The sequence below is a fragment of the Pseudomonas sp. St290 genome (genome assembly GCF_018325805.1).
GTDB lineage: Bacteria > Pseudomonadota > Gammaproteobacteria > Pseudomonadales > Pseudomonadaceae > Aquipseudomonas > Aquipseudomonas bijieensis.
The window spans coordinates 1,047,022-1,073,324 of record NZ_AP014703.1; the positions used below are offsets into that span (position 1 = coordinate 1,047,022).

Below are 26,303 nucleotides of genomic sequence, written 5' to 3' on the forward strand. Positions count from 1 at the left end.
TGCCTGACACTCTGCAATCGCGAGCAGGCTCGCTCCCACAGTGGTTTTGGGGTGGTTATAAAATTCCTGTCACAGCCATTTCACAGAGCCATGCTTAAGTTTTCCCATTTCAAGGGAGAACACCATGAGCGAATTCGACCTGGGCCGTCGCCGTGTGATGCAAGCCGTGGGGGCGGGGTTGTTGTTGCCGGGGCTGGCGCCGGCGGTGATGGCTTCGGTCAAGGATCGGCCGGTGCTCACCGAGGGGGTGCAGTCGGGCGACTTGCAGGGCGACCGGGCGATGATCTGGAGCCGCAGCGACCGCCCGGCGCGGATGGTGGTGGAGTGGGACACCCGCAGCAAATTCAGCAATCCCCGCCGCTTCGTCTCGCCACTGGCCGACTCGCGCAGCGATTTCACCGCCCGGGTCGAACTCACCGGCTTGCCGCCCGACCAGGCGATTTTCTACCGCGTGCATTTCGAAGACGCCCAGAGCGGCGTCGCCAGTGAGCCCTGGCTTGGCCACCTGCGCAGCGTGCCGCAGTTCAAGCGCAACATCCGCTTTGTCTGGAGCGGCGATACCGTCGGCCAGGGTTTCGGGATCAACCCGGACATCGGCGGCATGCGCATCTACGAAGCCATGCGCCTGCGCCTGCCGGACTTTTTTATCCACAGCGGCGACACCATCTACGCTGACGGCCCGGTGCCGGCGCAGATCACCACCGAGGGTGGACGCGTCTGGCGCAACCTCACCACCGCAGCCAAGAGCAAGGTCGCCGAGACCCTGGATGAATATCGCGGCAACTATCGCTACAACTTGATGGACGAAAACGTGCGCCGCTTCAACGCCGAAGTGCCACAGATCTGGCAGTGGGACGACCATGAAGTGGTCAACAACTGGTCGCCGGGCAAGCAACTGGACGAGCGCTACCAGACCAAGGATATCCACAGCCTCGTCGGCCGGGCGCGACAGGCCTGGCTGGAATACGCACCGATGCGCCGGCAGAAGGCCGACGGCGGTGGGCGCATCTACCGCAAGCTCGGTTACGGGCCGCTGCTGGATGTGTTCGTGCTGGACATGCGCAGTTACCGCGGAGCCAATGACGCCAACCTCGGCGCGGCCAAACCGTTCCTGGGGCGTGAGCAATTGAATTGGCTCAAGCGCGAATTGAAGCACTCCCGTGCCCAGTGGAAAGTCATCGCCGCCGACATGCCCATCGGCCTGGGCGTGCCGGATGGCGAGGTCAGCCCCGGCGTGCCGCGCTGGGAAGCGGTCGCCAACGGTGACCCGGGCGCGGCCCAGGGGCGTGAGCTGGAAATCGCCGAATTGCTCGGTTACCTGCGTAAGCATCAAGTGCGCAACTACGTCTGGCTCACCGCCGATGTCCACTATTGCGCCGCTCACCACTACCACCCCGAACAAGCCGCGTTCCAGGATTTCGAACCGTTCTGGGAATTCGTCGCCGGACCATTGAACGCTGGCAGCTTCGGGCCCAATGCCCTGGACAAGACCTTCGGCCCCGAGGTGGTGTTCCAGAAAGCCCCACCGGCCCAGAACACCTCGCCGTTCGCCGGGTATCAGTTCTTTGGCGAAGTGAACATCGACGGGCCGAGCGGGGAGATGAGCGTGGTGTTGCGGGATCTGGAAGGCGTGGCGGTGTTCGAGAAGAAGTTGCAGCCGGTTTGATGATTGGCTGTAGTTATCTTCTGTGGGAGCGAGCCTGCTCGCGATGCGGTTTGTCAGCCGACACATAGGCTGTCTGATACTCCGCTATCGCGAGCAGGCTCGCTCCCACAGGGGATGGTGTGTGGCTGTGGATGAGGGTCTGTCAGTAGACATCCCGCCGATACCGCCCCTGCTCGATCAGCCGCTCCACTTCCTCGCGCCCCAGCACCATGTTGAGCACGTGATCCACCCCTGACGCCATGCCCTGCAAGCTGCCGCAGACATAGATCACCGCACCGTCGGCCAGCCATTGCTTGAGCAGTGCGGCCGATTCCAGCAGGCGATCCTGGACGTAGATTTTCTGTTGCTGATCCCGGGAGAACGCCAGGTCCAGGCGTTCCAGGTCGCCGGAAGTCACCCATTCCTGCAGTTCGTCGCGGCAGTGGAAGTCGTGTTCGCGGTTGCGTTCGCCGAACAGCAACCAGTTGCGTTGCATGCCCTCGGCGACGCGGGCCTTGAGCAGGCTGCGCAGGCCGGCCAGGCCGGTGCCGTTGCCCAGCAGGATCATCGGCACGCCCTGGGCCGGCAGATGGAAGCTACTGTTGCGACGCAGCCGCAGGCTGATGGCGCTGCCCAGCGGTGCGTGTTCGGTCAGCCAGCCGGAACCGACGCCCAGGCTGCCGTCGGCATGGCGCTCCTGGCGTACGATCAGCTCCAGCACTCCGTCGGCCGGGATCGAGGCGATGGAATACTCGCGCATTGCCAGCGGCGCCAGCGCATCCACCAGTGCCTGGGCATGCAGGCCAACCAGATGGGAGCGGTTCTCCGGCAGTTGGCGGGTCGCCAGCGCCTGAACGAGGCTCTGGGCCAGGCCATCGACTTGCACGCGTGCGTGGCCGGAGAGGCCGAGCCCGTCGAGGAAATGCTCGATGGCCCACAGGTCATTGCGCGGCAGGATTTCCACCAGGTCACCGGCCAGCCAACTGCTCGGGCCGGGGGCGGTGAGGCCCAGCAGGTACACGCCCGAGCCGCTGCTGGCGGGGTTGAGCAGGGTGCGTTGGCTGAGGGTCCAGTTTTCGAAGCTGGGTGCCTGCCAGGTGTCCACTGGCGCCTGGCCGGTCAGTTCGGCCAGTTGTTGTTGCCAGTGGCGCAGGGCGTAAGGGTCGCCGCTGTCGACTTCCACCGGCGCGAACAGGGTCTTGCCGCCGTGTTCCGCCAGCCAGGCGTGCAGGCGTCGGGCGAAACCACAGAAGTGTTCATATTGCCGGTCGCCCAGGCCCAGCACCGAATATTGCAGGCGCTCCAGGCTCAAGGCCTGGCCCAGCACCTTGCGTTCGAAACCGCGGGCACTGTCCGGCCCTTCGCCGTCGCCAAAAGTGCTGACGACAAACAGCGCGTGGGTGGTGTCGTTCAAGTCCTGCTCACGAACATCAGCCAGCGGCTGGACCTTCACCGGCAGGCCGGCCGCCTGGAGTTGGCCGGCGGTCTGCCAGGCCAGGCGCTCGGCGAAACCGCTTTGGCTGGCGAAGCCGATCAGCCAGGCCGGTGCATGGTCCGGGGGCGCGATGAGTGCCTGGCGGGCTTGCCGGACTTGGCGTTTCTTGCGGCGGCGGTCCAGGTACAACAACCAGCCGGTAATGAAGAACAGCGGCATGGTCAGCGCGGCGACGGTCACCAGGATCCGCCCGACCAGGCCGAAGTAACTGCCGACATGCAGGGCATACACACTGGTCAGCAATTGCGCCTTGAGGCTCTTGTCGCTGTAGCGGCTGTGTCGGCTGACAACGCCGGTGGCCGGGTCGAGGATGAGCTGGTTCAGTGCCCGGTCATGGGGCGAGTTTTTCAGCAAGTAGAACACGGTGGCCGGCTGCCCGGCCACGGGCGGCATGCGCACGTTATAGGCGGACAAACCCGGGCCGGCGGCGCTGTAGATGCTGCTCCACATCGCCCGGTAATCGGCGATCGGCGGCGGGCCCTCAGGAGCCGGGCCGCGATTGCGCACCCGTTCTTCCTTGGGCGAGTCCGAGAGCAGGCGGGTCACGCCTTTGTTGTACCACTCGTAGGACCAGGTCAGCCCGGTCAGTGCCGCCAGCAGGTAGAACAGCAGGCACCAGGTGCCTGCCACCGAGTGCAGGTCCCAATTGAAGCTACGACCTTTTTTCCCCCAGTCGAGGGTCAGCCAGGCGCGCCAGCTTTTCCATTGGCGCGGCCAACGCAAGTACAGCCCGGACAGGCAGAAAAACACCAGGATCAACGTGCAGGCACCGGTGATTTGCCGGCCCACGTCATCCAGGGTCAGGACGCGGTGCAGCCTGAGCAGCAGGCCGAAGAAATCCTGGCCCACCACATCACCCATGAACTGAGCGTTGTACGGATTGAAATAGCGCATTGGCCCGCGCTTTTCCCCAGGCGGTGCCGCGAAGATCACCCGCGCGGCGTTGCCGCTGTCAGTCTCGACCCAGAGCATGGCGACGGTCTTGCCGGTGACGGCCTCGATCTGTTCCACCAGTTCGGCGGGCGGCAGGACGCCGGCCGGTTGCTTCTCGACCGTCAGTACCTGCGGATTCAAGGCTCGCAGGATTTCATCCTGAAACGACACCGCCGCCCCGGTAACGCCCATCAACGCCAGGACCAGCCCGGCACTGATGCCGAAAAACCAGTGCAACTGGAACAGGGTTTTCTTCAACACGTCGCCCGCCTTTGAGTCATTACTGTTCATCACGGCGCGCATGTTATCGAGAATCATTAATAAACACACATAAAAGCCATGCTCTATGGGGATGAACGGGGCTATTTTGTGGCCGATTGTCTAAGTGGATGATGTATCGAACACCTCCTTGTGGCGAGGAGATCTATCGAAACGTCGCATCGCCCCGCTGGACTGTGGGAGCAAAGCTTGCTCGCGAAACAGGCGCCTCGACTTCTGGAAAACCGCTTCCATCGCGGGCAAGTCTTGCTCCCACAAAAAAGCCCGTGACACAGTCACGGGCTTTCGGGGCCGGCGATCAGCGCGTTATACGTAGAACGACTTCAGCGGCGGGAAGCCATTGAATTCCACCGCGCTGTAACTGGTGGTGTAGGCACCGGTCGACAGCCAGTACAGGCGGTCACCGATGGCCAGGTTCAGCGGCAAACCGTACTTGTAGTTTTCGTACATGATGTCGGCGCTGTCGCAGGTCGGGCCGGCGATGACCACTTCTTCCATCTCGCCTTTTTTCTCGGTCCAGATCGGGAACTTGATGGCTTCGTCCATGGTTTCGATCAGGCCGGAGAACTTGCCCACATCGGTGTATACCCAACGCTCGACGGCGGTACGGGACTTGCGCGCCACCAGCACCACTTCGCTGACCAGGATACCGGCGTTGGCGATCAACGAACGGCCCGGCTCCAGGATGATTTCCGGCAGATCGTCGCCGAAGTCTTCCTTGAGGAAGCGGATGATCTCCTCGGCGTAGGTTTCCAGGCTGTTGGTACGGGTGATGTAGTTGGCCGGGAAGCCGCCACCCATGTTGATCAGCTTCAGGACGATGCCGTCTTCTTCTTTCAAACGCTCGAAGATCACCTTGACCTTGGCGATGGCTGCGTCCCAGACGCTGATGTCGCGCTGTTGCGAGCCAACGTGGAACGAAATGCCATACGGCACCAGGCCCAGGTCGCGAGCCAGGATCAGCAGGTCCATGGCCATGTCGGTCTGGCAGCCGAACTTGCGCGACAACGGCCAGTCAGCGGTGGTCGAGCCTTCGGTGAGAATGCGCACATAGACTTTCGAGCCCGGCGCAGCCTTGGCGATGTTGCGCAGGTCGGCTTCGGAGTCGGTGGCGTACAGGCGCACGCCCTTCTCGTAGAAGTAGCGAATGTCGCGGGATTTCTTGATGGTGTTGCCATAGCTGATCTGATCCGGGCCCACGCCGCGGCTCATGACCTTGTCCAGCTCGTAGATCGAGGCGATGTCGAAGTTCGAGCCTTTATCCTTGAGCAGGTCGATGATTTCCACCGCCGGGTTGGCCTTGACGGCGTAGTAGACCTTGGCGAATTCGAAACCGGCGCGCAGGTCGTCATAGGCCTGGGCGATCATCGCGGTGTCGATCACCACGAACGGGGTTTCCTGCTTGTCGGCGAACGCCTTCATTTTCTGGAAGGTTTCGCGCGCGAAATAATCTTCGACCTGGATCGACATACTTGGGACTCCTACTGGCAAACATCAGGATCAATGGGTGTGAGGGCAAGCAGCCCTCGTGAACGTCCTCCGTATCCCCACTTTGGTTCGCCTACTTCCCAAGGCATGTCGCCGAAAGCAAAAAGGCCATGGGATGCATGATTCCCTTGGCCTTGCTGTCTCGTCGTCAGTACTTGAGCCGGATGGATCGTTTCCAGCATGGACGTTCGGCGCGAACTTTAGGGCGTGAGGGGCCTGAGATCAACTAAAAATGTCGCGTTTTTGCACACATCCGTCGTGCGGCCCGCGACAGCTCATGATGTAACCGACCGGCGTGACAGATTGATGTTCCCCTCAATAGGTTTATTGAGGCTATTCAATGGGGGGGGCTTTGTGGCGATGGAGCTTGCTCCCGCTTGAGTGCGAAGCGCTCATCGCTTTTTTGGGGGCCGCTTCGCGACCCAGCGGGAGCAAGCTCCCTCGCCACAAAAACCTCGCCACAAAGCCTGCGGTGCCTGATCAGACCAACGCTGTCTCGGCCGGCGAAACAATGCTGGTCTTGCCCCCACGGGATTTACCGGAGCTCAGGTACTCGGCAATCGATTCCTGGGTCACTTCACCGAGGAACACCCGCTCGGCGTCCATCACCGGCAGCCACGACCGGTTGAACTCGTACATGCGCGACAACAGGATCCGCAGGTGTTCGTCGTAGGCGGCGGTGGCGTTGAATTCGCGCAGGTATTGGCCGCACGTGCCGGCCTGGCGGTACAGGTCGCGACGGCGGACATAGCCCAGGGCCTTGTTCTCGGCACAGGTGACCACCACGTAGCGGCGGTCATGTTCGTCCATCAGCTCCAGGGCCTCATTCACCGGCGTCTCGGGGCTGACCGACGGAGCGTTGTCCGCCGCGTCCTCGGCCTTGACCAGCAACAGGCGCTTGAGGGTGCTGTCCTGGCCGACGAAGTTGCTGACGAACTCATCGGCAGGATGCGCCAGCAGGGTGTCCGGGTGATCGCACTGGACCAGCTTGCCGGCGCGGAAGATCGCGATCTTGTCCCCCAGCTTGATGGCTTCGTCGATGTCGTGGCTGACCATGATCACGGTCTTGTTCAGCGCCCGTTGCATCTCGAAAAACTCGTTCTGGATCATCTCGCGGTTGATCGGGTCCACCGCGCCGAAGGGTTCGTCCATCAGCAGCAGTGGCGCATCGGCCGCCAGGGCGCGGATCACGCCGATCCGTTGCTGCTGGCCGCCTGACAGTTCGCGGGGGTAGCGATGCAGGTATTGCTTGGGCTCGAGCTTGATCATGCTCATCAACTCGCGGGCACGGTCGTGGCATTTCTGCTTGTCCCAGCCGAGCAGGCGCGGGACCACGGTGATGTTTTCCTCGATGGTCATGTTCGGGAACAGGCCGATCTGCTGGATCACGTAGCCGATGTTGCGACGCAGGGTCACTTCGTCCAGGCCGGTGGTGTCCTCGCCATTGATCAGGACTTTGCCCGAGGTGGGCGGGATCAGACGATTGATCATCTTCAGCGTGGTGCTTTTGCCACAGCCCGACGGCCCGAGGAACACGCAGATCTCGCCTTCGTTGACGATCAGGTTCACCGAGTCCACGGCCTTGACGTCTTTGCCGTTGCTCTTGAAGGTTTTGCTGAGGTTTTGAAGTTCGATCATTTCAATAGTCCTTTTGGGGTCAGCGAGCGTTGCAGCCATTGCAGAAGCAGGTCGGCGAAGATGGCCAGGAGACTGACCAGCACGGCGCCGACGATCAGCATCGACATGTCGCTGCGGCTGATGGAAGCGAGGATGAGTACGCCCAGGCCACCGGCACCGATGGTGGCGGCGATGGTCATGACACCGATGTTCATGACCACGGCGGTGCGCACGCCGGCCAGAATCACCGGCACGGCGATGGGCAGTTCGACCATGCGCAGGCGCTGGCCGAAGGTCATGCCGATGCCACGGGCGGCTTCACGGATGCCCGGTTCGACGCCGGTGAGGGCCAGGTAGGTGTTGCGCATGATTGGCAGCAGGGAATAGAGGAACACGGCGGTGATCGCCGGCATCGGCCCCAGGCCCTGGCCGAATTTGGAATAGAACGGCAGCAACAGGCCGAACAGGGCAATCGACGGAATCGTCAGCAGCACCGTGGCGCTGGCCTGCAATGGGCCGGCGAGCGCCGGAAAGCGGGTCATGAAGATGCCCAGCGGCACGCCGACGACAATCGCCAGGGTCACGGCGATGCCCACCAGGGTGATGTGCTGCCAAGTCAGGTGCAGCACCAGCGGCCAGTCCAGATGGGAAAAGGCGTCAAGAAAATCCATGGCTTTTCCTCCAGGTCATTGGGTTGAGAGCAGGGAATGCTGGCGCAGGAAATCGGCGGCAACGGTGGAAGGGCTTTCGTGGTTGACGTCCACGCGGGCGTTGAGCTGGCGCATGGTTGCATCGTCGAACAGTTCGGCCAGAGGCTTGAGCAGTGCGGCCAGTTGCGGATGGGCGTCGAGGAACGCCTGGCGCACCACTGGCGCGGCGGTGTAGTCGGGGAAGTAATGCTTGTCGTCTTCCAGCAATTTCAGCTTGAACGCGTTCAGCCGACCGTCGGTGGTGTACACCAGCCCGGCGAATACCTGGCCGTTGCGCAAGGCGGTGTAGACCAGGCCCGCGTCCATCTGCCGGATATTCTTGCGGGTCAGGTTCATGCCGTACTGCTCGACCATGCCCGCCAGGCCGTCGGAGCGGTTGGCGAACTCGGTGTCCAGGGCTACCAGGTGATTGTCATCGGCTTCGGCCTGCAACACCGTGTTCAACTGGCTGATGCTGTTGATCTGCGGGTATTGGCGGGCGATTTTTTCCGGCAGGGCCAGGGCGTAGGTGTTGCTGAACTTCGACGGCGCCAGCCAGGCCAGGCCTTTTTTCGCGTCGAGTTCTTTCACTCGAGCGTAGGACTGGGCGCTGTCGAGTTTCTCGGTGACGTGGTTGTAGGCCACCAGCGACACGCCGGTGTATTCCCACAGCAGGTCCAATTGCCCGGTTTCATGGGCGCTGCGGGCCAGGTTACTGCCCAGGCCACCGGTGATCTGTGCGTCGTAGCCCTTGCTGCGCAGGTATTGCGCGGTGATTTCCGCCAGCAGCGTCTGTTCGGTGAACACCCGCGCGCCGAGGCGGATCAGCGGTTTTTCAGCGGCTTGGGCTAATCCCGCGAACAGCAGGACACAGCCCAGTATCAAGCTCAACTTCTTCATAACGATTTCCTTTATCCGGCCAGGCTTATGACGGGCGCAGGCCGCGTTCCAGCCAGAGGCGGCTGGCCAGTGTCACCAGGCCGTCGAGCAGCAACGCCAGCAGGGCGGTGCAGGCCGCGCCGAGCAGCAACTGCGGCTGGTTGTTCAAGGCAATGCCGGGGAAGATCAGGCTGCCGAGGCTGTTGGCGCCGATCAGGAACGCCAGGGGCGCGGTGCCGACGTTGATCGCCAGGGCCACGCGCACGCCGCCGATGATGATCGGCACGGCATTGGGCAATTCGACTTTCCACAGCACCTGGCGCGGGGTCATGCCGATGCCGACGGCGGCTTCCTTGAGGGAGCCCTGGACATTCTTCAGGCCTTCATAGGTGTTGCGCACGATGGGCAGCAACGAGGCGAGGAACAGGGCGAAGATAGCGGGCCCGCTGCCGATGCCCAGGATGCCCAGGGCGATGGCCAGTACGGCCAGGGGCGGTACGGTGTTACCGATGTTGAACACTTGCATGAAGCGTTCGGCGCGCCCGACCAGGCTGGGGCGGCTTAAGGCGATGCCGGCGGGGATGCCGACAATCAGGGCCGCCAGCATGGAGGCCAATACAAGCATCAGGTGCGCTTGCAGGTAGAACAGTAGGTCGTCGTGGTAGCGTTGGATCGTATCGATGCCGATCCAGTGGACCAACAGGGCCAGGAGAGCGACGACGACCGCACCCCCGATAAGCCCTTTGCCATAGCGGATAGCCACAGGCGGACTCCTTTGTCTTTCAGTCGGCGCACGCTTTCCCGGGCGGCGAACCATCACTGGTTGCCGGGAAAACGTTCGCGAGAAGCAGCTCTTTGGATGCCGGTAAACGGCCGCCAAATCGAGCCATGAGCGCAGCCTCGTCAGGCTAACTTGCTGATTTTTCAGACCCTGACGAATAGCCGTAACAGGGGGGTGGACGCCTCCACGCGGCAAAAGGTTCCCATGCCAGGGAAGATCTGGCCACCCTGGATGTGCTCAACGGTTCGGTTCCTGGCGCAAGTTGAGCTATAATCGCCGCCCTTTTTTGAATCACCTGCCAGGCGATTTCCCATGACCAAACAGGCCGCCGAAGTCGCGAAACGCCGCACTTTCGCCATTATTTCCCACCCCGATGCCGGTAAGACCACCATCACCGAGAAGCTCTTGCTGATGGGCAAGGCGATTGCGGTCGCCGGCACGGTGAAATCTCGCAAGTCCGACCGCCATGCCACCTCCGACTGGATGGAAATGGAAAAACAACGGGGTATTTCCATTACCACGTCGGTCATGCAGTTCCCGTATCGCGAGCACATGATCAACCTGCTCGACACCCCGGGCCACGAAGACTTCTCCGAAGACACCTACCGCACCCTGACGGCGGTGGACTCGGCGCTGATGGTCCTCGACGGCGGTAAAGGCGTCGAGCCACGGACCATCGCGCTGATGGACGTCTGCCGTCTGCGGGACACGCCGATTGTCAGCTTCATCAACAAACTCGACCGCGACATCCGCGACCCGATCGAACTGCTCGACGAGATCGAAGCGGTCCTGAAGATCAAGGCGGCGCCGATCACCTGGCCGATCGGTTGCTACCGCGACTTCAAGGGCGTGTACCACCTGGCCGACGACTACATCATCGTCTACACCGCCGGTCACGGCCATGAGCGCACCGAAGTCAAGATCATCGAGAAGCTCGACTCCGACGAGGCTCGCGCGCACTTGGGCGACGAGTACGAGCGTTTTGTCGAGCAACTGGAACTGGTGCAGGGCGCCTGCCATGAATTCGACCAGCAGGAATTCCTCGACGGCCAACTGACCCCGGTGTTCTTCGGTACCGCCCTGGGCAACTTCGGTGTCGACCATGTGCTCGACGCCGTGGTCGATTGGGCCCCGCGCCCGCTGGCCCGCGTCGCCAACGAGCGCACCGTGGAACCGGTGGAGGAGAAGTTCTCGGGCTTCGTGTTCAAGATCCAGGCGAACATGGACCCCAAGCACCGCGACCGCATCGCCTTCATGCGCATTTGCTCCGGCAAGTACGAAAAAGGCATGAAGATGCGCCACGTGCGTACCGGCAAGGACGTGCGCATCGGCGACGCCCTGACCTTTTTCTCCTCGGAGCGCGAGCAACTGGAAGAGGCCTTCGCCGGCGACATCATCGGTTTGCATAACCACGGCACCATCCAGATCGGCGACACCTTCACCGAAGGCGAAGCCTTGGGTTTCACCGGCATTCCGCACTTCGCCCCGGAACTGTTCCGCCGCGTGCGCCTGAAAGACCCGCTCAAGTCCAAGCAACTGCGCCAGGGCCTGCAGCAACTGGCCGAGGAGGGCGCCACCCAGGTGTTCTTCCCGGAGCGCAGCAACGACATCATCCTCGGCGCCGTCGGTGTGCTGCAGTTCGACGTCGTCGCCAGCCGCTTGAAAGAGGAATACAAGGTCGAATGTTCCTATGAACCGATCACCGTGTATTCCGCCCGTTGGGTTGAATGTGGCGACAAGAAGAAACTCGAGGAGTTTTCCAACAAGGCCGTGGAAAACCTCGCGCTCGACGGTGGCGGTCATCTGACCTACCTGGCCCCGACCCGGGTCAACCTGGCGCTGATGGAAGAGCGCTGGCCGGATGTGAAATTCCGCGCGACCCGCGAGCATCACTAAACGCTGAGCTGCAAATCAAAACCCCCGTTGTGAAAACAGCGGGGGTTTTTTATGGCTTGTCCCATGTTCTGAACATAAATAACTCACTGTGGGAGCGAGCCTGCTCGCGATAGCGGTGGGTCAGTCAGCATCTATGTCGGATGTGCCGCCGTCATCGCGAGCAGGCTCGCTCCCACACTGGATCTTCATGGGCAAATACTTGTGTTCGGCACAGATCTCCTTGTGAGAGCAAACCTGCCCCCATACGGGCGTTAGTAGGTTTGGAGATAACCCTTATTCGAAACCAATCTGTCGGGCAGCGGCATTTCTGGTTGTTCTTAAGCGTCCTATCTGGTGAACCGGCCTGTTCAGAACTAGATTTTCTTGAGCGCCGTCAGGCCCCGGCTTTATCCGGAAAAGAAGGAATTGGCTATGAACAAGCTTCTACGCATGATGTTTTTGCTGAAGGTGCTGGTGATGCTGTCTCTGGGTTCCACGGCTGCGTGGGCGGAATGCGATGAGCACGAGCAGCACGCGTCGAGTGGCTCGGTGGTGCACGGTGAGTGGATGCTTGCCGCGACCGATGCGGACGCAGGTGATTCGGACGATGGCGAGGACGATGATGGTGCGCCAATCGACACGCCAGATGACGATGAGGATGCAGAGGGCGATAGCCAGACGTAGATTTCTGACCTAAAGAAAACCCCTCCAGCCCCAACTGATACTCAGTCGGGACTGGAGGGGTTTTTTAGGCCGGGCGCATGACCCCAGGCGAAGACTTACCCTTGTGGCGAGTGCTGGCTGTTACGCCGCGCCTTCGAGGAACTGCTCGGCGTAGTGACACGCTACCTGCCGGTTATCGAGCAAGCGCAGGGCCGGTTCTTCCGTCTTGCAGCGCTCGGTTGCGTACGGGCAGCGCTTGTGGAAGGCGCAGCCGGACGGTGGGTTGAGCGGGTTGGGCAGTTCGCCGACGATCTTGATCTTCGGCTTGTTCGGGTCCGGGTGGATGGTCGGGGTGGCCGACAGCAGCGCCTGGGTGTACGGGTGCAGCGGGCGACTGTAGATCGACTCGTTGGGGCCCATTTCCACCGGGCGACCGAGGTACATCACCATCACGTCGTCGGCCACGTGTTGCACCACCGCCAGGTTGTGGGAAATGAATACGTAGGCGGTGTTGAATTCCTCCTGCAAGTCCATGAACAGGTTCAGCACCTGGGCCTGGATCGACACGTCCAGCGCCGACGTCGGTTCGTCCGCCACCAGCACCTTGGGTTGCAACATCATGGCGCGGGCCAGGGCGATGCGCTGGCGCTGGCCGCCGGAGAACATGTGCGGGTAGCGCTGGTAATGCTCGGGGCGCAGGCCCACCTGCTTCATCATCGCCTGGACTTTTTCCCGCCGCTCGGTGGCCGACAGGCTGGTGTTGATCAGCAACGGCTCGGCCAGCTGATCACCGATTTTCTGCCGCGGGTTGAGGGACGCATACGGGCTCTGGAAGACCATCTGCACGTCTTTACGCAATTGCTTGCGCTCGGCCTTGTTGGCACCGGTCACTTCCTGGCCGGCGATTTTCAAGGAGCCGGAGGACGGTTCTTCGATCAGCGTCAGGGCCCGGGCGAGGGTGGATTTGCCGCAGCCGGATTCACCCACCACGGCCAGGGTCTTGCCAGCTTCCAGTTCGAATGACACACCGTTGAGGGCGCGCACGGTCGCATGGCCCTTGAACATGCCACGGGACACTTCGTAATGACGGGTCAGGTCACGGGCGGTAAGTACGACGGCCATCACGCCACCTCCTGGTTCAACGGGTAGAAGCAGCGGGCGAGGCTGTTGGATTTCGGATCAAGGGCCGGGCGTTGCTGGCGGCAGTTGTCCTGCACATAGGGGCAGCGCGGTGACAGCAGGCAGCCTTGCGGACGGTCGTAGCGACCGGGGACGATGCCGGGCAAGGTCGCCAGGCGCTCGGCGCCCATGCTGTGCTCCGGAATCGCCGCCAGCAACGCTTCGCTGTACGGGTGGGCGGGGATGTCGAACAGCTCCGGCACCTTGCCCACTTCCACCGCTTGGCCGGCGTACATCACGCACACGCGCTGGGCGGTTTCAGCCACCACGGCCAGGTCGTGGGTGATCAGCACCAGGCCCATGTCCTGCTCTTTTTGCAGGGCCAGCAGCAGGTCCATGATCTGCGCCTGGATGGTCACGTCCAGGGCGGTGGTCGGTTCGTCGGCGATCAACAGTTTCGGCTCGCCGGCAATCGCCATGGCAATCGCCACGCGCTGGCTCATGCCGCCGGACAGTTGATGCGGGTAGGCGTCCATGCGGCTGGCCGCGCCGGGGATCTCGACCTTTTCCAGCAGCTCGATGGCGCGCTTGCGGGCGGCCTTGCCGGACATCTTCAGGTGCAGGCGCAGCACTTCTTCAATCTGGAAACCCACGGTGTAGCTGGGGTTGAGCGCGGTCATCGGGTCCTGGAAGACCATCGCCAGGTCCTTGCCGACGATCTGCCGGCGCTGGCGGCTGCTCAGCTTGAGCATGTTCTTGCCGTCGAAGTTCAGTGCATCGGCGGTGACGATGCCGGGGTGCTCGATCAGGCCCATCAGCGCCATCATGGTCACGGATTTGCCCGAGCCCGATTCGCCGACGATGGCCAGTACTTCGCCCTTTTCCACGGTCAGGTCCAGGCCGTCGACCACCGGCACGGCGGTGGCGTCGCCGAAGCGAACGTTGAGATTCTTGATTTCTAGCAGTGACATGGGAATCTCCTCAGGCGGCATTCTTGAGTTTCGGGTCCAGCGCATCGCGCAAACCGTCGCCCATCAGGTTGATTGCCAGCACGCTGAGCAAAATGGTCAAGCCAGGCAGGCTCACGACCCACCAGGCGCGTTCGATGTAGTCGCGGGCCGAGGCCAGCATGGTGCCCCACTCCGGGGTTGGCGGTTGTACGCCGAGGCCGAGGAAGCCCAGGGCGGCGGCGTCGAGGATCGCCGAGGAAAAGCTCAGGGTCGCCTGCACGATCAGCGGCGCCATGCAGTTGGGCAGCACGGTGATGAACATCAGGCGTGGCAGGCCGGCACCGGCGAGGCGGGCGGCGGTCACGTAGTCGCGGTTCAGCTCGCCCATCACGGCGGCGCGGGTCAGGCGCACGTAGGACGGCAGCGAGACGATGGCGATGGCGATCACGGTGTTGATCAGGCCTGGGCCGAGGATGGCGACGATCGCCACGGCCAGCAGCAGCGAGGGCAGGGCCAGCATGATGTCCATCAAGCGCATGATGGTCGGGCCGAGCAGGCGCGGGAAGAACCCGGCGAACAGCCCCAGCAGGATGCCCGGGATCAGCGACATCACCACCGACGACAAGCCGATCAGCAGCGACAGGCGCGAGCCCTGGATCAGGCGCGAGAGCAAATCGCGGCCCAGCTCGTCGGTGCCCAGCAGGAACTGGATCTGCCCGCCCTCGAGCCACGCCGGCGGCGTCAGCAGGAAGTCGCGGTATTGCTCGCTCGGGTCGTGAGGCGCGACCCACGGCGCGAAGATCGCACAGAACACCACCAGGATCATGAACAGCAGCCCGGCCACGGCGCCCTTGTTACGGGAAAACGCCTGCCAGAATTCTTTGTACGGGGACGGATACAGCAGGCTTTGATCGACTGCTACCGCGGTAGTTGGAGTACTCATGGTTTTGATCTCAGCGCTGGTGACGGATGCGTGGGTTGGCAAAGCCGTAGAGGATGTCCACGACGAAGTTGACCAGAATCACCAGGCAGGCGATTAACAGGATGCCGTTCTGCACCACGGGGTAGTCCCGGGCGCCGATGGCTTCGATCAGCCACTTGCCGATGCCCGGCCAGGAGAAGATCGTTTCAGTCAGGACCGCACCGGCCAGCAGCGTGCCGACTTGCAGGCCGACCACGGTCAGCACCGGGATCAGCGCGTTGCGCAGGCCATGCACGAATACCACGCGCGAAGGCGACAGGCCCTTGGCTCGGGCGGTACGGATGTAGTCTTCGCGCAGCACTTCGAGCATCGAGGAGCGGGTCATGCGGGCGATTACCGCCAGCGGAATGGTGCCCAGCACGATGGCCGGCAGGATCAGGTGGTGCAGCGCATCGAGGAACGCGCCGGGCTCATCGGCCAGCAGCGTGTCGATCAGCATGAAGCCGGTCCGCGGCTCGATGTCGTAGAGCAGGTCGATCCGCCCCGACACCGGCGTCCAGCCCAGGGACACCGAGAAGAACATGATCAGGATCAGGCCCCACCAGAAGATCGGCATCGAATACCCCGCCAGGGAGACGCCCATCACCCCATGGTCGAACAGGGATCCTCGCTTGAGTGCCGCGATCACCCCGGCCAAAAGGCCCAGGATGCCGGCGAACAACAGGGCGGCCATGGACAGTTCCAGGGTCGCGGGAAACAGAGAGCTGAACTCGGTCCATACGCTTTCACGGGTACGCAGCGATTCGCCGAGGTCGCCGTGGGCCAGTTTGCCGATGTAGTCCAGGTACTGGGCATACAGCGGTTTATTGAGGCCAAGGCGTTCCATTGCCTGTGCATGCATTTCGGGATCGACCCGACGTTCGCCCATCATCACTTCCACGGGATCGCCGGGGATCATGCGAATCAACGCGAAGGTCAGCAAGGTGATGCCGAAGAACGTGGGGATCAGTAATCCCAGTCGGCGGGCAATAAAACTAAACATCTTCAGGTGTACCTCATCAGCCGGTTAGGCGTGCCCGGCAACTCTTGGGTCAAGAGCGGCCGGGCGTTTTCTTATCTACTTCACCTGGGTGGTGGCGAAGTTGTTGGTGGTGAGCGGGCTAATCACATAACCCTCTACGTTGTTGCGCATTGCGGTGAACATGCGGGTGTGGGCCATGCTGATCCATGGCAGGTCCTGGTTGAAAAGCACCTGGGCCTGTTCATAGAGCTTGATGCGTTCCTCAGGGTTCACTGTGGCGCGAGCCTGGTCGATCAGCGCCTGGAATTTCTCATTGCACCAGCGCGCGTAGTTTTCGCCGTTCTTGGCCGCCTCGCAACTGAGCATAGGCGTCAGGAAGTTATCCGGGTCGCCGTTGTCGCCCGCCCATCCGGCGGAAACCATGTCGTGCTCGCCGTTTTTCGCGCGCTTGAGCATTTCGCCCCATTCCATCACGCGGATGTCGACCTTGATTCCGACCTTGGCCAGGTCGGCCTGCATCATCTGCGCGCCGAGCATCGGGTTGGGGTTGGTCGGGCCGCCACCGTTGCGGGTGAACAGGGTGAATACGGTGCCTTCCGGCACACCGGCTTCCTTGAGCAACTCACGGGCCTTGTCCAGGTTGCGAGGCGGGTTCTTCAGGTCGTGGTTGAAGCCCAGCAGGGTTGGCGGATACGGGTTGACGGCCACGGTGGCGTTGCCCTTGCCGAACAGCGCGTTGACGTAGGCTTCCTTGTCGAAGGCCAGGTCGATGGCTTTGCGCACCCGCACGTCGCTCATGTATTTGTGGCTGGTGTTCAGGGCGGTGTAGGAGACGGTCATCGCGTCCAGTTCAGCGACCTTCAGGTTCGGGTCTTTCTTGATGCTGGGGATGTCATCCGGTTTTGGATACAGCGCGATCTGGCACTCGTTGGTCTTGAGTTTTTGCATGCGCACGTTGTTGTCGGTGGCGATGGCCAGCACCAGGGCATCGGCCGGCGGCTTGCCACGGAAGTAGTCCGGGTTGGCCTTGAAGCGCACCTGGGCGTCCTTGTTGTAGCGCTGGAAGATGAACGGCCCGGTGCCGACCGGCTTGCTGTTGAGATCGCCGGCCTTGCCTGCCTTGAGCAACTGGTCGGCGTATTCGGCCGGGTAGATCGAGGAGAAGGCCATGGCGATGTCGGCCAGGAACGGCGCTTCGCGGCGGGTCAGGCTGAACTTGACCGTGTGCTCGTCGACTTTCTCGACGCTCTTGAGCAGCTCTTTGAAGCCCATGCTTTCAAAGTACGGGAAGCCCACGCTCGACAGCTTGTGCCATGGGTGATTCGGGTCCAGCTGGCGCTGGAAGCTCCAGACCACGTCGTCGGCGTTCATGTCGCGGGTCGGCTTGAAGTATTCGGTGGTGTGGAACTTGACGCCCTTGCGCAGGTGGAAGGTGTACGTCAGGCCATCGTCACTGATGTCCCAGGATTCGGCCAGGGCCGGAATCACTTCGGTGGTGCCGGGCTTGAAGTCGGCCAGGCGGTTGAAAATGGTTTCTGCCACGGCGTCGGCAGTGACTGCAGTCGTGTACTGGACCATGTCGAAGCCTTCCGGGCTGGCTTCTGTACAAACCACCAGGGGTTTGGCCGCGGCGCCAACGGCGACACTCAGCAACGCAGCGGCGATGGCTGCGCGTAGGGGGATCATGTTCATCGTCAATCCTCTGCAATCGGGTAAATGGCAAAAGACCGGGCGGTTGACCTTGTGAGTCGACCGCCCGGTGGGAGTTTAGAGAATGTTGAACGGAATGGTGGTGACCAGGCGGAACTCGTTGAGGCTGCCGTCGGCCTGGTTTTCGCTGGCGCGGTGTGCGGTGTAGGTCGCACGGATCGCGGTGGCTTTCAGAGGACCGCTCTGTACGGCATAGGACGCGCCGACGCCGTATTCATAGTGGTGCTCACCGTCCATGGCCCGCACGTCGCTATAGCCAGTGCTGTTGTAGTGGGTACCGTCGATGCCCCAGCCGCGCGCCTGGTAGATGTTGAACTTCAGGCCAGGCACGCCGTATTCGGCCATGTTCAGGCCGTAGGCGATCTGGAAGGATTTCTCGTTCGGGCCGTTGAAGTCCGACAGCAGGGAGTTGGCCAGGTAGATGCCGTTGGTTTCGTGCAGGTAGTCGAAGTACTCGTTGCCGTTCACTTCCTGGTACGAGAAGGTCAGGCTATGGGCCTGGTGCGTCAGGCCGAACGACAGGGAGTAGGTGTCGTTGTCGATCTCGCCGAGCTTGCTTTTGCCCGAGTCCACGGTCTTGTAGTAGTTCAGGCCGGTGGTCAGGCTCAGCACCGAGCTGTCGCCCAGTTCATGGGTGGCGCCGAAGTAGTACTGGTTCCACATGTCCTCGGCCTGGGTCGCCCAGAGGCTGGTCTTCAGGCTGGCCAGGGGCTGGTAGGTGATACCGGCGGTGTTGACGTGATCGGTTTCAACGCTGCTGTCGCCGTATTCGGAACGGAACTTGCGCAGGCTCTCTTCGGTACGCGGCGAGTTGCGGTCGAAGGTGGCGATGTCAAAGCCCAGGTTTTCGAACTCTTCGCTGTGCAGGCTCACACCCTGGAAGCTGGAAGGCAGGGCACGGTTGCCGATGACGTCGACCATCGGGCTGCTGAAGTTCTGGCGGCCAGCGGTCAGGGTGGTGTTGGAAACGCGGGCCTTGACGTTGGCCAGGCCCAGTTTGCTCCACTGGCCTACGGCGTCACCGCCTTCGCGGGTCAGGGTACGGTTGTTGCCGGCGCCAGGACGGGTGGTCGGTGCGCCGCCATTGTTGGACGCCAGGTCCTTGCGGTCCTGGTCCAGGGCGATGGCGTTGTAGGCGGCCAATTCGGTGCTGAAGCCTACGGTGCCTTCGGTGAAGCCCGAGTTGTACTTGATGATAGTGCCTTGCACCCAGTTGATACGCCGGTCGGTCTCGCGTGCTTCGCCGTTCTTGCGATAGGTGAGTTTCGCGCCGCGCTTGAATTGCTCGTTGGCGTACCAGTTGCGAGTGGTGCCACTGATGGACTGGCCTTCGATGAAGCCCTTGGCTTCGCTTTGCTCGCTGGTGGTCTTGAGGGTCACTGGAGTGACCGCCTGGCTCTGGGATTCTGCATAGGCTGTCGCGGTGATGCTGCTGATGGCCAGGGCCAGTATCGCGGTGCTGCTCAGTTTCATGGGTAAAGCTCCTTTTCTTTCTTTTTTAATGCCGGTCTTTTTTGGTGATACGGCTATTGGTTTTTACAACTCATTCACAGCTGGCAAACGTTTGCATGGCGCCTGATCGGCGAATTCAGGCAAGACGTCTGCGAGAGGGCTTCCAGAGGAAACCCTCGCTGCGTGGCTATACGGTTATGGGTTCAGGCTGACGCCCGAGAACACGTTGCGACCGAAGGGGCTGACTTTGAACCCTTCGACTTTGGCACTCAGCGGCTGGTTGACCGTCGAGTGGGCAACAGGGGTGATCGGCACTTGCTGCTTGAGCAACTGCTGGGCCTGTTTGTAGAGCACGGTGCGCTGGTCGCGGTCGGTGACGACCTTGGCCTGCTTGATCAGCTTGTCGTAATCCTGGTCACACCACATGGAGTAGTTGTTGCCACCAATGGCGTCGCAGCTGTACAGCGTGCCCAGCCAGTTGTCCGGGTCGCCATTGTCGCCGGTCCAGCCGATCAGGCTGATGTCGTGCTCGCCGTTCTTGGTGCGCTTGATGTACTCGCCCCATTCGTAGCTGACGATCTTCACCTTCAGGCCGATCTTCGCCCAGTCGGCCTGGAGCATCTCGGCCATCAGCTTGGCGTTGGGGTTGTACGGGCGTTGCACGGGCATGGCCCAGAGGGTGATTTCGGTACCTTCCTTGACCCCGGCGGCCTTGAGCAATTCCTTGGCCTTTTCCGGGTTGTAGGCGGTGTCCTTGATCGTATCGTCGTAGGACCATTGGGTCGGCGGCATGGCGTTGACCGCCAGTTGCCCCGCGCCCTGGTACACGGCATTGAGAATGCCGTGCTTGTTCACCGCCATGTCCAGCGCCCGCCGCACCTCGACCTGGTCGAACGGCTTGTGGCGGGTGTTATAGGCGATGTAGCCAAGGTTGAAGCCGGGCTTCTCGATCAACTGCAGCTTGGGGTCGTTTTTCAAGGCCGGCACGTCGGCCGGGCGCGGATGCAGGGTGACCTGGCATTCGTTGGCCTTGAGCTTCTGCACCCGTACCGAGGCATCGGTGTTGATGGAGAAGATCAGGTTGTTCAGCTTGACCCGTTCCGGCGCCCAGTACTGCTTGTTGGCGACGTAGCGGATGTTGGAGTCTTTCTGGTAGCTCTTGAACTCGAATGGCCCGGTGCCGATCGGTTTCTGGTTGATGTCGCTCGGCTTGCCGTTCTTGAGCAACTGGTCGGCGTATTCGGCCGACAGGATCGCGGCGAAACTCATGGCGATGTTCTGGATGAACGCGGCGTCCACGCTGTTGAGGGTCATGACCACCGTCAACGGCCCGGTCGCTTCCACCTTGGCGATGTTCTTGTTCAGGCTCATGCCGTTGAAGTACGGGAACTCGGTGGGGTAGGCCTTGCGGAACGGATGCTGCGGATCGAGCATGCGGTTGAAGGTGAACAGCACGTCGTCGGCGTTGAAGTCCCGGGTCGGGGTGAAGTAGTCGGTGGTATGAAACTTCACGCCTTCACGCAGGTGAAAGGTGTATTTCAGGCCGTCCTCGGAAATGTCCCAGCTGGTCGCCAGGCCCGGAACGACATTGGTCGCGCCTTTTTCGAACTCGGCCAGGCGGTTGTACAGCGGTTCGGCGGCATCGTTGTCGGTGGCCGTGGTGTATTGCGCGGTGTCGAAACCGGCGGGGCTGCCTTCGGAACAGAACACCAGGCTGCCGTCAGCGGCCTGGGCTGCGGATGTCGCGGCCAGCAGGCCGGTGCCCAGCAATGCGGATAAAACCAAGGTATGGCGCATGTGGCTCCCTCTCTCGTTCGGGGTGTTTTAACAGTGAACCGGTATTTGTCCGGGGACAGGTCCGGAGCACTGAGCTCATTCCATTGCGTAGCGATGCCGCAGGGCAGGCAAGCCGTCCAGGCCTCGACGGTATGAGTCGTGGACCGGTCGGTAAATGCGTAATGCCTGAAAGACTTGTGGGAAAAGGCGATACGTCCTAAACCAACTGCTGTGGTACGCAGTGTTTTTGGATGTAGGCGATTTCCTGAGTCTTGGTCTCGGCCGATAAAGCAACGGCGACGTTGAAGACGCCGCCGTTGCCTATCTTTATTTGCTGACGCTGACGCCGTAGAAGGAGTTCAAGCCGAATGGGCTGATCTTGAAATCCTGCACGTTGGCGCGCATGGGTTGATACACCGTCGAGTGAGCGATAGGTGTCATCGGCACGGCATCCTTGAGGACGTGTTGTGCCTGTTTGTACAGTTCGGTGCGCTTGGACTGGTCGGTGGTGCGCTTGGCTTCCTTGACCAGGCCATCGAACTTCTTGTCGCACCATTTGGAGAAGTTGTTACCGGCCAGCGAGTCGCAGCCGAACAGCACGTTGAGCCAGTTGTCCGGGTCACCGTTGTCACCGCTCCAGCCGATGATCATCGCCTGGTTCTCGCCGCCTTTGGAGCGCTTGATGTACTCACCCCATTCATAGCTGACGATGTTGACGTTCAGGCCGATCTTCTTCCAGTCGGACTGCAGCATCTCGGCCATCAACTTGGCGTTCGGGTTATACGGACGCTGGACCGGCATCGCCCACAGGGTGATGTTGGTGCCTTCCTTGACGCCGGCTTCCTTGAGCAGCGCCTTGGCTTTCTCAGGGTCGTACTTGGCGTCCTTGATGGTGGTGTCGTAGGACCATTGGGTCGGTGGCATGGCGTTGACGGCCAACTGGCCGGCACCCTGGTAGACCGAATCGATGATCTGCGGCTTGTTGACCGCCATGTCCAGCGCCTGGCGGACTTTCAGGTCAGCCAGCACGTTCGGCTCGTTGCTGCCCTTGATCTTGTCCATCACGTTATAGGCGATGTAGCCCAGGTTGAAACCGGCCTGGTCAGGCATCTTCAGCGTCTTGTCTTCCTTCAGGGCCTTGAGGTCGGCCGGGCGTGGGAAGAGGGTGATCTGGCATTCGTTTTTCTTGAGTTTCTGCATGCGCACCGACGGGTCGGTGGTGATGGCGAAGATCAGGTTGTCGATCTTCACGTCCTCAGGCTTCCAGTAATCCTTGTTCCCGGTGTAGCGGATGTTGGAGTCTTTCTGGTAGCTCTTGAACACGAACGGGCCGGTGCCGACCGGCTTCTGGTTGATGTCGGGTGCCTTGCCTTCCTTGAGCAGCTGGGCAGCGTACTCGGCGGACTGGATCGAGGCGAAGCTCATGGCCATGTTCTGGATGAACGCGGCGTCGACATCCTTGAGGGTGAACTTGACGGTGTGGTCGTCGACTTTGTCGATCTTGGTGATGTTGGTGTCCATCCCCATGTCGGTGAAGTACGGGAATTCGGTCGGGTACGCCTTACGGAACGGGTCGTCCTTGTTGATCATGCGGTTGAAGGTGAACAGCACGTCGTCGGCGTTGAATTCGCGGGTCGGCTTGAAGTACGGGGTGGTGTGGAACTTGACGCCTTCACGCAGGTGGAAGGTGTAGGTCAGGCCGTCTTGGGAAATATCCCACTTGGTCGCCAGGCCAGGAATCACAGCGGTGCCGCCGCGTTCGAACTGGGTCAGGCGGTTGAACATGGTCTCTGCAGAGGCGTCGAAGTCGGTTCCGGTGGTGTACTGACCAGGGTCAAAACCGGCCGGGCTCCCTTCGGAGCAGAACACCAGGTTAGTCGCGGCTTGGGCGAAAGGTGCGCTGGCTAGTAAGCTGGCGCCGACTAAAAACGGAATGACCGCTTGTTTAAGCATGTTGGCCTCATGATTTGTTGTCATTTTTGGATTTGAGGGCGACCTCGTGAGTCGTCCTGCGGATACTTATGCAGGCCCCATACCCAATGCAAGATCCAGAGCGGTCACAAGTCCGAAACAGTGGCACGAACGTACCTTAATGTCGCATCTGTGTAACTTCCGACGCATTTGATCGTTTGCGCGTGTTTTTTTGAGGAAAAACGCGCCCTTTCCCGGTGCGCTGCACAGCCGCAATGCACCGGAAATGGGCGGGTGTTACTTCTTCAAACCCACGCCGTAGAAGGGTGTGAGGCCGAATGGGCTGAGTTTGAAATCCACCACTTGCCTGTTTATCGGCTGGAATACCGTGGAGTTGGCGATCGGGGTGATCGGCACCTGTTGCTTGAGGATTTTCTGCGCTTGTCGGTACAGATCGATACGTTGCTGGCGGTCGGTCGAGACCTTGGCTTGCTGGATCAAGCGGTCATACGCCGGGTCGCACCACTTGGCGTAGTTGCTGCCCTTGACCGCCGCGCAGCTGTACAGCACGCCCAGCCAGTTGTCGGGGTCGCCGTTGTCGCCGGTCCAGCCGTAGATCATTGCATCGTGTTCGCCATTTTTTGCACGCTTGATGTACTCGCCCCATTCATAACTGACGATGTTGGCCTTGATCCCGATCTTGGCCCAATCCTGCTGGATCATCTGCGCAGACATTCGCGCATTGGGGTTGGAGGCACGCTGCACCGTCATCGCCCATAAATCGATGGTGGTACCCGGTGCAACCCCGGCTTCCTTGAGTAGCGCCTTGGCCTTGGTCACGTCGTGGGGCGCGTCCTGGATGCTCGGGTCGAACGACCACTGGGCCGGCGGCAAGGCGTTCTGTGCCAATTGCCCGGCGCTCTGGTACACGGCCTTGATGATTGCCGGCTTGTCGATGGCCATGTCCAGCGCCTGACGGACCTTGAGCTGGTCCAGGGGCGGGTGCGTGACGTTGTAGGCCAGGAAACCCAGGTTGAAACCTGGCTGCTTGAGCACTTGCAGGTTCGGGTCTTGCTCGATCACTTCGATGTCGGCCGGGCGTGGGTAACCACTGACCTGGCATTCGCCACGCTTGAGTTTTTGCAGGCGTACGGCGGCGTCCGGGGTGATGGAGAAAATCAGGTTGTCGAGCTTCACGTCCTCGGGTTTCCAGTACGCCGGATTGGCGGCGTAGCGGATCTGCGAGTCCTTCTGGTAGCGCTTGAACACGAACGGACCGGTGCCGACGGGTTTCTGGTTGAGGTCGCTGGCCTTGCCTTCCTTCAGCAACTGCGCTGCGTACTCGGCGGATTGTACGGATGCAAAACTCATCGCCAGGTTTTGCACGAAAGCCGCGTCGACGTTGTTCAGGTTGAAGCGCACGGTGTGCTCGTCGACTTTCTCGACGCTTTTGATCGTGGTGTTCAGGCCCATGTCGGTGAAGTACGGCGACTCGGTGGGGTAGGCCTGGCGGAATGGGTGTTGCGGGTTGAGCAGGCGCTGGAAGGTGAACAGCACGTCGTCGGCGTTGAAGTCGCGGGTGGGGGTGAAAGTGTCGGTGGTGTGGAATTTCACGCCGTTGCGCAGGTGGAAGGTGTAGGCCAGGCCGTCGGGTGACACGTCCCAGCTCGTGGCCAACCCGGGTTCGACCTCGGTGCCGCCGCGCTTGAATTGGGTGAGGCGGTTGAAGACGGTTTCGGCCGAGGCATCGAAGTCGGTGCCGCTGGTGTATTGGCTGGGGTCGAACCCGGCGGGGCTGGCTTCGGAGCAGTAGACCAGGGTGGTGGCGGCTTGGGCTATTGGGGCGCTGCTGATCAGGGCTAGGGTGAGCAGGAGGGGCTTGAAGGTGGTTCTGTCCATGAAATCCCTTGGGGTGGTGACGGTTTTCAGGAGGGTAGCGTTGTGGGTGGGGGTGTTGGAAATATCGAAAAGTGAGGGGGACTGTTGGGTTTGGGTATAGCGCTTTGGACGAGGCGGCCTGACAGCCGGCCTGCCTCTCCCTCCCTGTACATCTGTCAGGTCTGTGGGAGCAAAGCTTGCTCGCGATGGCGGCCTGACAGCCGGCCAGGATGTTGTTGACCGGGTACATATCCATTGCTGCGGTAACGGCCACTTATGGTTTCGCTTTTACAGCGACTCACTTTCGAAGAGCGCGAAAGTAAGCAAAGCGCTTTTGCCCCACCACTCGGCACCTCGCTTAGGCTCGGTGTGCCCTCACTCCGGCATTGCTCCGTGGGCCCGCCGCGAAGGGCCATCCATGGCCCAGCGCGGCTATCCCGGCATCCATGCCGGGATGCCCACTCCACAATGCCTGCGTTCGGCCATCGTGGTTAACGGGGCGCCGAGATCAACGTCCACCGCGAGGCGGCCTAACAGCCGACCTGGTTCTTGGTGGGACCGCGTTCCCCTGTGGGAGCGAGCTTGCTCGCGATGGCGGCCTGAGGGCCAACCTCAAATTGCTGGTCGACCACAAAATCGTGGCGAAGGAGCTTGCTCCCGCTGGGGCGCGAAGCGGCCCCAACAGCAGCGACTGCATCCAGCTGATACAGCGAGGTGTCAGGTTTGGGGCTGCTGCGCAGCCCAGCGGGGATAAATCCCCTCGCCACCGGGTTTCTCCTCGCAAGTTTGAGCGGTTCGGTCTGTATGGGCGTCCACCTGTCAGCTCTGACAGTAGACGGTCTCGGGGGCGTGGTTAGGATGCTGGATACGGGCGTGCTTTATTCAAAGCAGCGATGCCGTACCGATCTAACTTAACGGATGAGGTTCGATGATGGCCGCTAACGAAATCCGCATATCACTTAAAGATCTTGATCGTGATGAAAACCCTGAGGTTCGGCTCAAGTTCTACCGTGACGAACAGTGTTACCTCGATACCTTTGTGTCGTCCTCTCTGAAGGATGGCCACTACGACAAGGTGGGGATAAAAACTGATTTAAACGAGGATGGCGCGCGCGACGGGCAAGATATTGAGTTGCTCACCCAACTCGCGCAGGCGGCGGTGCCTTTGCTGAAGTAAACAATGCAGCAGGCAATTTGATCGTTCCCACGCGGGCGTGGGA

The 26,303-nt window shown here is 61.3% G+C and carries 19 protein-coding genes; 4 read left to right on the plus strand and 15 right to left on the minus strand.

Annotated elements, in window-relative coordinates:
* The first annotated feature begins 124 nt into the window (after positions 1–124).
* Positions 125–1,666, plus strand: a complete 1,542-nt coding sequence (locus PBDP_RS04415; protein ID WP_212801878.1) for an alkaline phosphatase D family protein — start codon at positions 125–127, stop codon at positions 1,664–1,666.
* Positions 1,667–1,808: 142 nt separating this feature from the next.
* On the opposite strand, the gene PBDP_RS04420 is transcribed toward PBDP_RS04415, so the two are convergent.
* The 6 genes from PBDP_RS04420 to PBDP_RS04445 all read right to left on the minus strand — a co-directional run bounded on the left by PBDP_RS04420 (position 1,809) and on the right by PBDP_RS04445 (position 9,788).
* Positions 1,809–4,334 carry a PepSY domain-containing protein gene (locus tag PBDP_RS04420; RefSeq protein WP_212801879.1) on the minus strand — a complete coding sequence of 842 codons (2,526 nt, stop codon included), beginning with the start codon at positions 4,332–4,334 and terminating at the stop codon, positions 1,809–1,811.
* A gap of 324 nt (positions 4,335–4,658) precedes the next feature.
* On the minus strand, positions 4,659–5,822 hold the full coding sequence (locus PBDP_RS04425; RefSeq protein WP_072341133.1) for a type III PLP-dependent enzyme: 1,164 nt from the start codon (positions 5,820–5,822) through the stop codon (positions 4,659–4,661).
* Between the two features lie 498 nt (positions 5,823–6,320).
* Positions 6,321–7,478 carry an osmoprotectant ABC transporter ATP-binding protein OsmV gene (locus tag PBDP_RS04430; protein ID WP_109753509.1) on the minus strand — a complete coding sequence of 386 codons (1,158 nt, stop codon included), beginning with the start codon at positions 7,476–7,478 and terminating at the stop codon, positions 6,321–6,323.
* Complete coding sequence (locus tag PBDP_RS04435) at positions 7,475–8,128, minus strand: ABC transporter permease (RefSeq protein WP_003197757.1); 654 nt, start codon at positions 8,126–8,128, stop codon at positions 7,475–7,477. Before PBDP_RS04435 ends, PBDP_RS04430 begins: the two co-directional genes overlap by 4 nt.
* 15 nt (positions 8,129–8,143) lie before the next feature.
* Positions 8,144–9,046 (minus strand): glycine betaine ABC transporter substrate-binding protein, encoded by a 903-nt coding sequence (locus tag PBDP_RS04440; protein WP_212801880.1) that lies wholly within the window; start codon positions 9,044–9,046, stop codon positions 8,144–8,146.
* Positions 9,047–9,071: 25 nt separating this feature from the next.
* Positions 9,072–9,788: an ABC transporter permease gene (locus PBDP_RS04445; RefSeq protein ID WP_134922816.1), complete on the minus strand. Its 717-nt coding sequence runs from the start codon at positions 9,786–9,788 to the stop codon at positions 9,072–9,074.
* 330 nt (positions 9,789–10,118) lie between these two features.
* Between PBDP_RS04445 and PBDP_RS04450 the strand changes: the two genes are divergently transcribed.
* Positions 10,119–11,702 (plus strand): peptide chain release factor 3, encoded by a 1,584-nt coding sequence (locus PBDP_RS04450; protein ID WP_116834164.1) that lies wholly within the window; start codon positions 10,119–10,121, stop codon positions 11,700–11,702.
* Positions 11,703–12,113: 411 nt separating this feature from the next.
* Complete coding sequence (locus PBDP_RS04455; RefSeq protein WP_109753513.1) at positions 12,114–12,365, plus strand: hypothetical protein; 252 nt, start codon at positions 12,114–12,116, stop codon at positions 12,363–12,365.
* A gap of 120 nt (positions 12,366–12,485) precedes the next feature.
* On the opposite strand, the gene PBDP_RS04460 is transcribed toward PBDP_RS04455, so the two are convergent.
* From PBDP_RS04460 to PBDP_RS04500, 9 genes are all read right to left on the minus strand, one after another.
* Positions 12,486–13,466 (minus strand): peptide ABC transporter ATP-binding protein, encoded by a 981-nt coding sequence (locus PBDP_RS04460; protein WP_109753514.1) that lies wholly within the window; start codon positions 13,464–13,466, stop codon positions 12,486–12,488.
* Positions 13,466–14,434 carry an ABC transporter ATP-binding protein gene (locus PBDP_RS04465; RefSeq protein ID WP_109753515.1) on the minus strand — a complete coding sequence of 323 codons (969 nt, stop codon included), beginning with the start codon at positions 14,432–14,434 and terminating at the stop codon, positions 13,466–13,468. Before PBDP_RS04465 ends, PBDP_RS04460 begins: the two co-directional genes overlap by 1 nt.
* 10 nt (positions 14,435–14,444) lie before the next feature.
* Positions 14,445–15,356, minus strand: coding sequence for an ABC transporter permease subunit (locus tag PBDP_RS04470; protein ID WP_109753516.1), 912 nt, complete (start codon positions 15,354–15,356; stop codon positions 14,445–14,447).
* A gap of 10 nt (positions 15,357–15,366) precedes the next feature.
* Entirely contained in the window at positions 15,367–16,377 is a 1,011-nt protein-coding gene (locus PBDP_RS04475) for an ABC transporter permease subunit (protein ID WP_109753517.1), read from the minus strand.
* Positions 16,378–16,452: 75 nt separating this feature from the next.
* A complete protein-coding gene (locus PBDP_RS04480; protein ID WP_116834165.1) occupies positions 16,453–18,048 on the minus strand; it encodes an ABC transporter substrate-binding protein in 1,596 nt (531 codons plus the stop codon).
* 75 nt (positions 18,049–18,123) lie between these two features.
* Positions 18,124–19,539: an OprD family porin gene (locus tag PBDP_RS04485; protein ID WP_109753519.1), complete on the minus strand. Its 1,416-nt coding sequence runs from the start codon at positions 19,537–19,539 to the stop codon at positions 18,124–18,126.
* Positions 19,540–19,713: 174 nt separating this feature from the next.
* Complete coding sequence (locus tag PBDP_RS04490) at positions 19,714–21,315, minus strand: ABC transporter substrate-binding protein (RefSeq protein ID WP_212801881.1); 1,602 nt, start codon at positions 21,313–21,315, stop codon at positions 19,714–19,716.
* Positions 21,316–21,621: 306 nt separating this feature from the next.
* The gene (locus tag PBDP_RS04495; protein WP_109753521.1) at positions 21,622–23,247 is read right to left on the minus strand and encodes an ABC transporter substrate-binding protein; all 1,626 of its coding nucleotides are present in this window, start codon (positions 23,245–23,247) and stop codon (positions 21,622–21,624) included.
* A 255-nt stretch (positions 23,248–23,502) separates the two neighbouring features.
* The gene (locus PBDP_RS04500; protein WP_212801882.1) at positions 23,503–25,104 is read right to left on the minus strand and encodes an ABC transporter substrate-binding protein; all 1,602 of its coding nucleotides are present in this window, start codon (positions 25,102–25,104) and stop codon (positions 23,503–23,505) included.
* A 907-nt stretch (positions 25,105–26,011) separates the two neighbouring features.
* On the opposite strand from PBDP_RS04500, the gene PBDP_RS04505 reads away from it, so the two are divergent.
* Positions 26,012–26,260: a hypothetical protein gene (locus tag PBDP_RS04505; RefSeq protein ID WP_116834167.1), complete on the plus strand. Its 249-nt coding sequence runs from the start codon at positions 26,012–26,014 to the stop codon at positions 26,258–26,260.
* The last annotated feature ends 43 nt before the right edge of the window (positions 26,261–26,303 follow it).

Bases quoted from the DNA above. Each gene is read 5' to 3' on its own strand.
- PBDP_RS04415 (WP_212801878.1), top strand. From the start codon at position 125: ATGAGCGAATTCGACCTGGGCCGTCGCCGTGTGATGCAAGCCGTGGGG.
- PBDP_RS04425 (WP_072341133.1), bottom strand. From the start codon at position 5,822: ATGTCGATCCAGGTCGAAGATTATTTCGCGCGCGAAACCTTCCAGAAA.
- PBDP_RS04430 (WP_109753509.1), bottom strand. From the start codon at position 7,478: ATGATCGAACTTCAAAACCTCAGCAAAACCTTCAAGAGCAACGGCAAA.
- PBDP_RS04435 (WP_003197757.1), bottom strand. From the start codon at position 8,128: ATGGATTTTCTTGACGCCTTTTCCCATCTGGACTGGCCGCTGGTGCTG.
- PBDP_RS04440 (WP_212801880.1), bottom strand. From the start codon at position 9,046: ATGAAGAAGTTGAGCTTGATACTGGGCTGTGTCCTGCTGTTCGCGGGA.
- PBDP_RS04450 (WP_116834164.1), top strand. From the start codon at position 10,119: ATGACCAAACAGGCCGCCGAAGTCGCGAAACGCCGCACTTTCGCCATT.
- PBDP_RS04455 (WP_109753513.1), top strand. From the start codon at position 12,114: ATGAACAAGCTTCTACGCATGATGTTTTTGCTGAAGGTGCTGGTGATG.
- PBDP_RS04460 (WP_109753514.1), bottom strand. From the start codon at position 13,466: ATGGCCGTCGTACTTACCGCCCGTGACCTGACCCGTCATTACGAAGTG.
- PBDP_RS04465 (WP_109753515.1), bottom strand. From the start codon at position 14,434: ATGTCACTGCTAGAAATCAAGAATCTCAACGTTCGCTTCGGCGACGCC.
- PBDP_RS04470 (WP_109753516.1), bottom strand. From the start codon at position 15,356: ATGAGTACTCCAACTACCGCGGTAGCAGTCGATCAAAGCCTGCTGTAT.
- PBDP_RS04475 (WP_109753517.1), bottom strand. From the start codon at position 16,377: ATGTTTAGTTTTATTGCCCGCCGACTGGGATTACTGATCCCCACGTTC.
- PBDP_RS04480 (WP_116834165.1), bottom strand. From the start codon at position 18,048: ATGAACATGATCCCCCTACGCGCAGCCATCGCCGCTGCGTTGCTGAGT.
- PBDP_RS04485 (WP_109753519.1), bottom strand. From the start codon at position 19,539: ATGAAACTGAGCAGCACCGCGATACTGGCCCTGGCCATCAGCAGCATC.
- PBDP_RS04490 (WP_212801881.1), bottom strand. From the start codon at position 21,315: ATGCGCCATACCTTGGTTTTATCCGCATTGCTGGGCACCGGCCTGCTG.
- PBDP_RS04495 (WP_109753521.1), bottom strand. From the start codon at position 23,247: ATGCTTAAACAAGCGGTCATTCCGTTTTTAGTCGGCGCCAGCTTACTA.
- PBDP_RS04500 (WP_212801882.1), bottom strand. From the start codon at position 25,104: ATGGACAGAACCACCTTCAAGCCCCTCCTGCTCACCCTAGCCCTGATC.
- PBDP_RS04505 (WP_116834167.1), top strand. From the start codon at position 26,012: ATGATGGCCGCTAACGAAATCCGCATATCACTTAAAGATCTTGATCGT.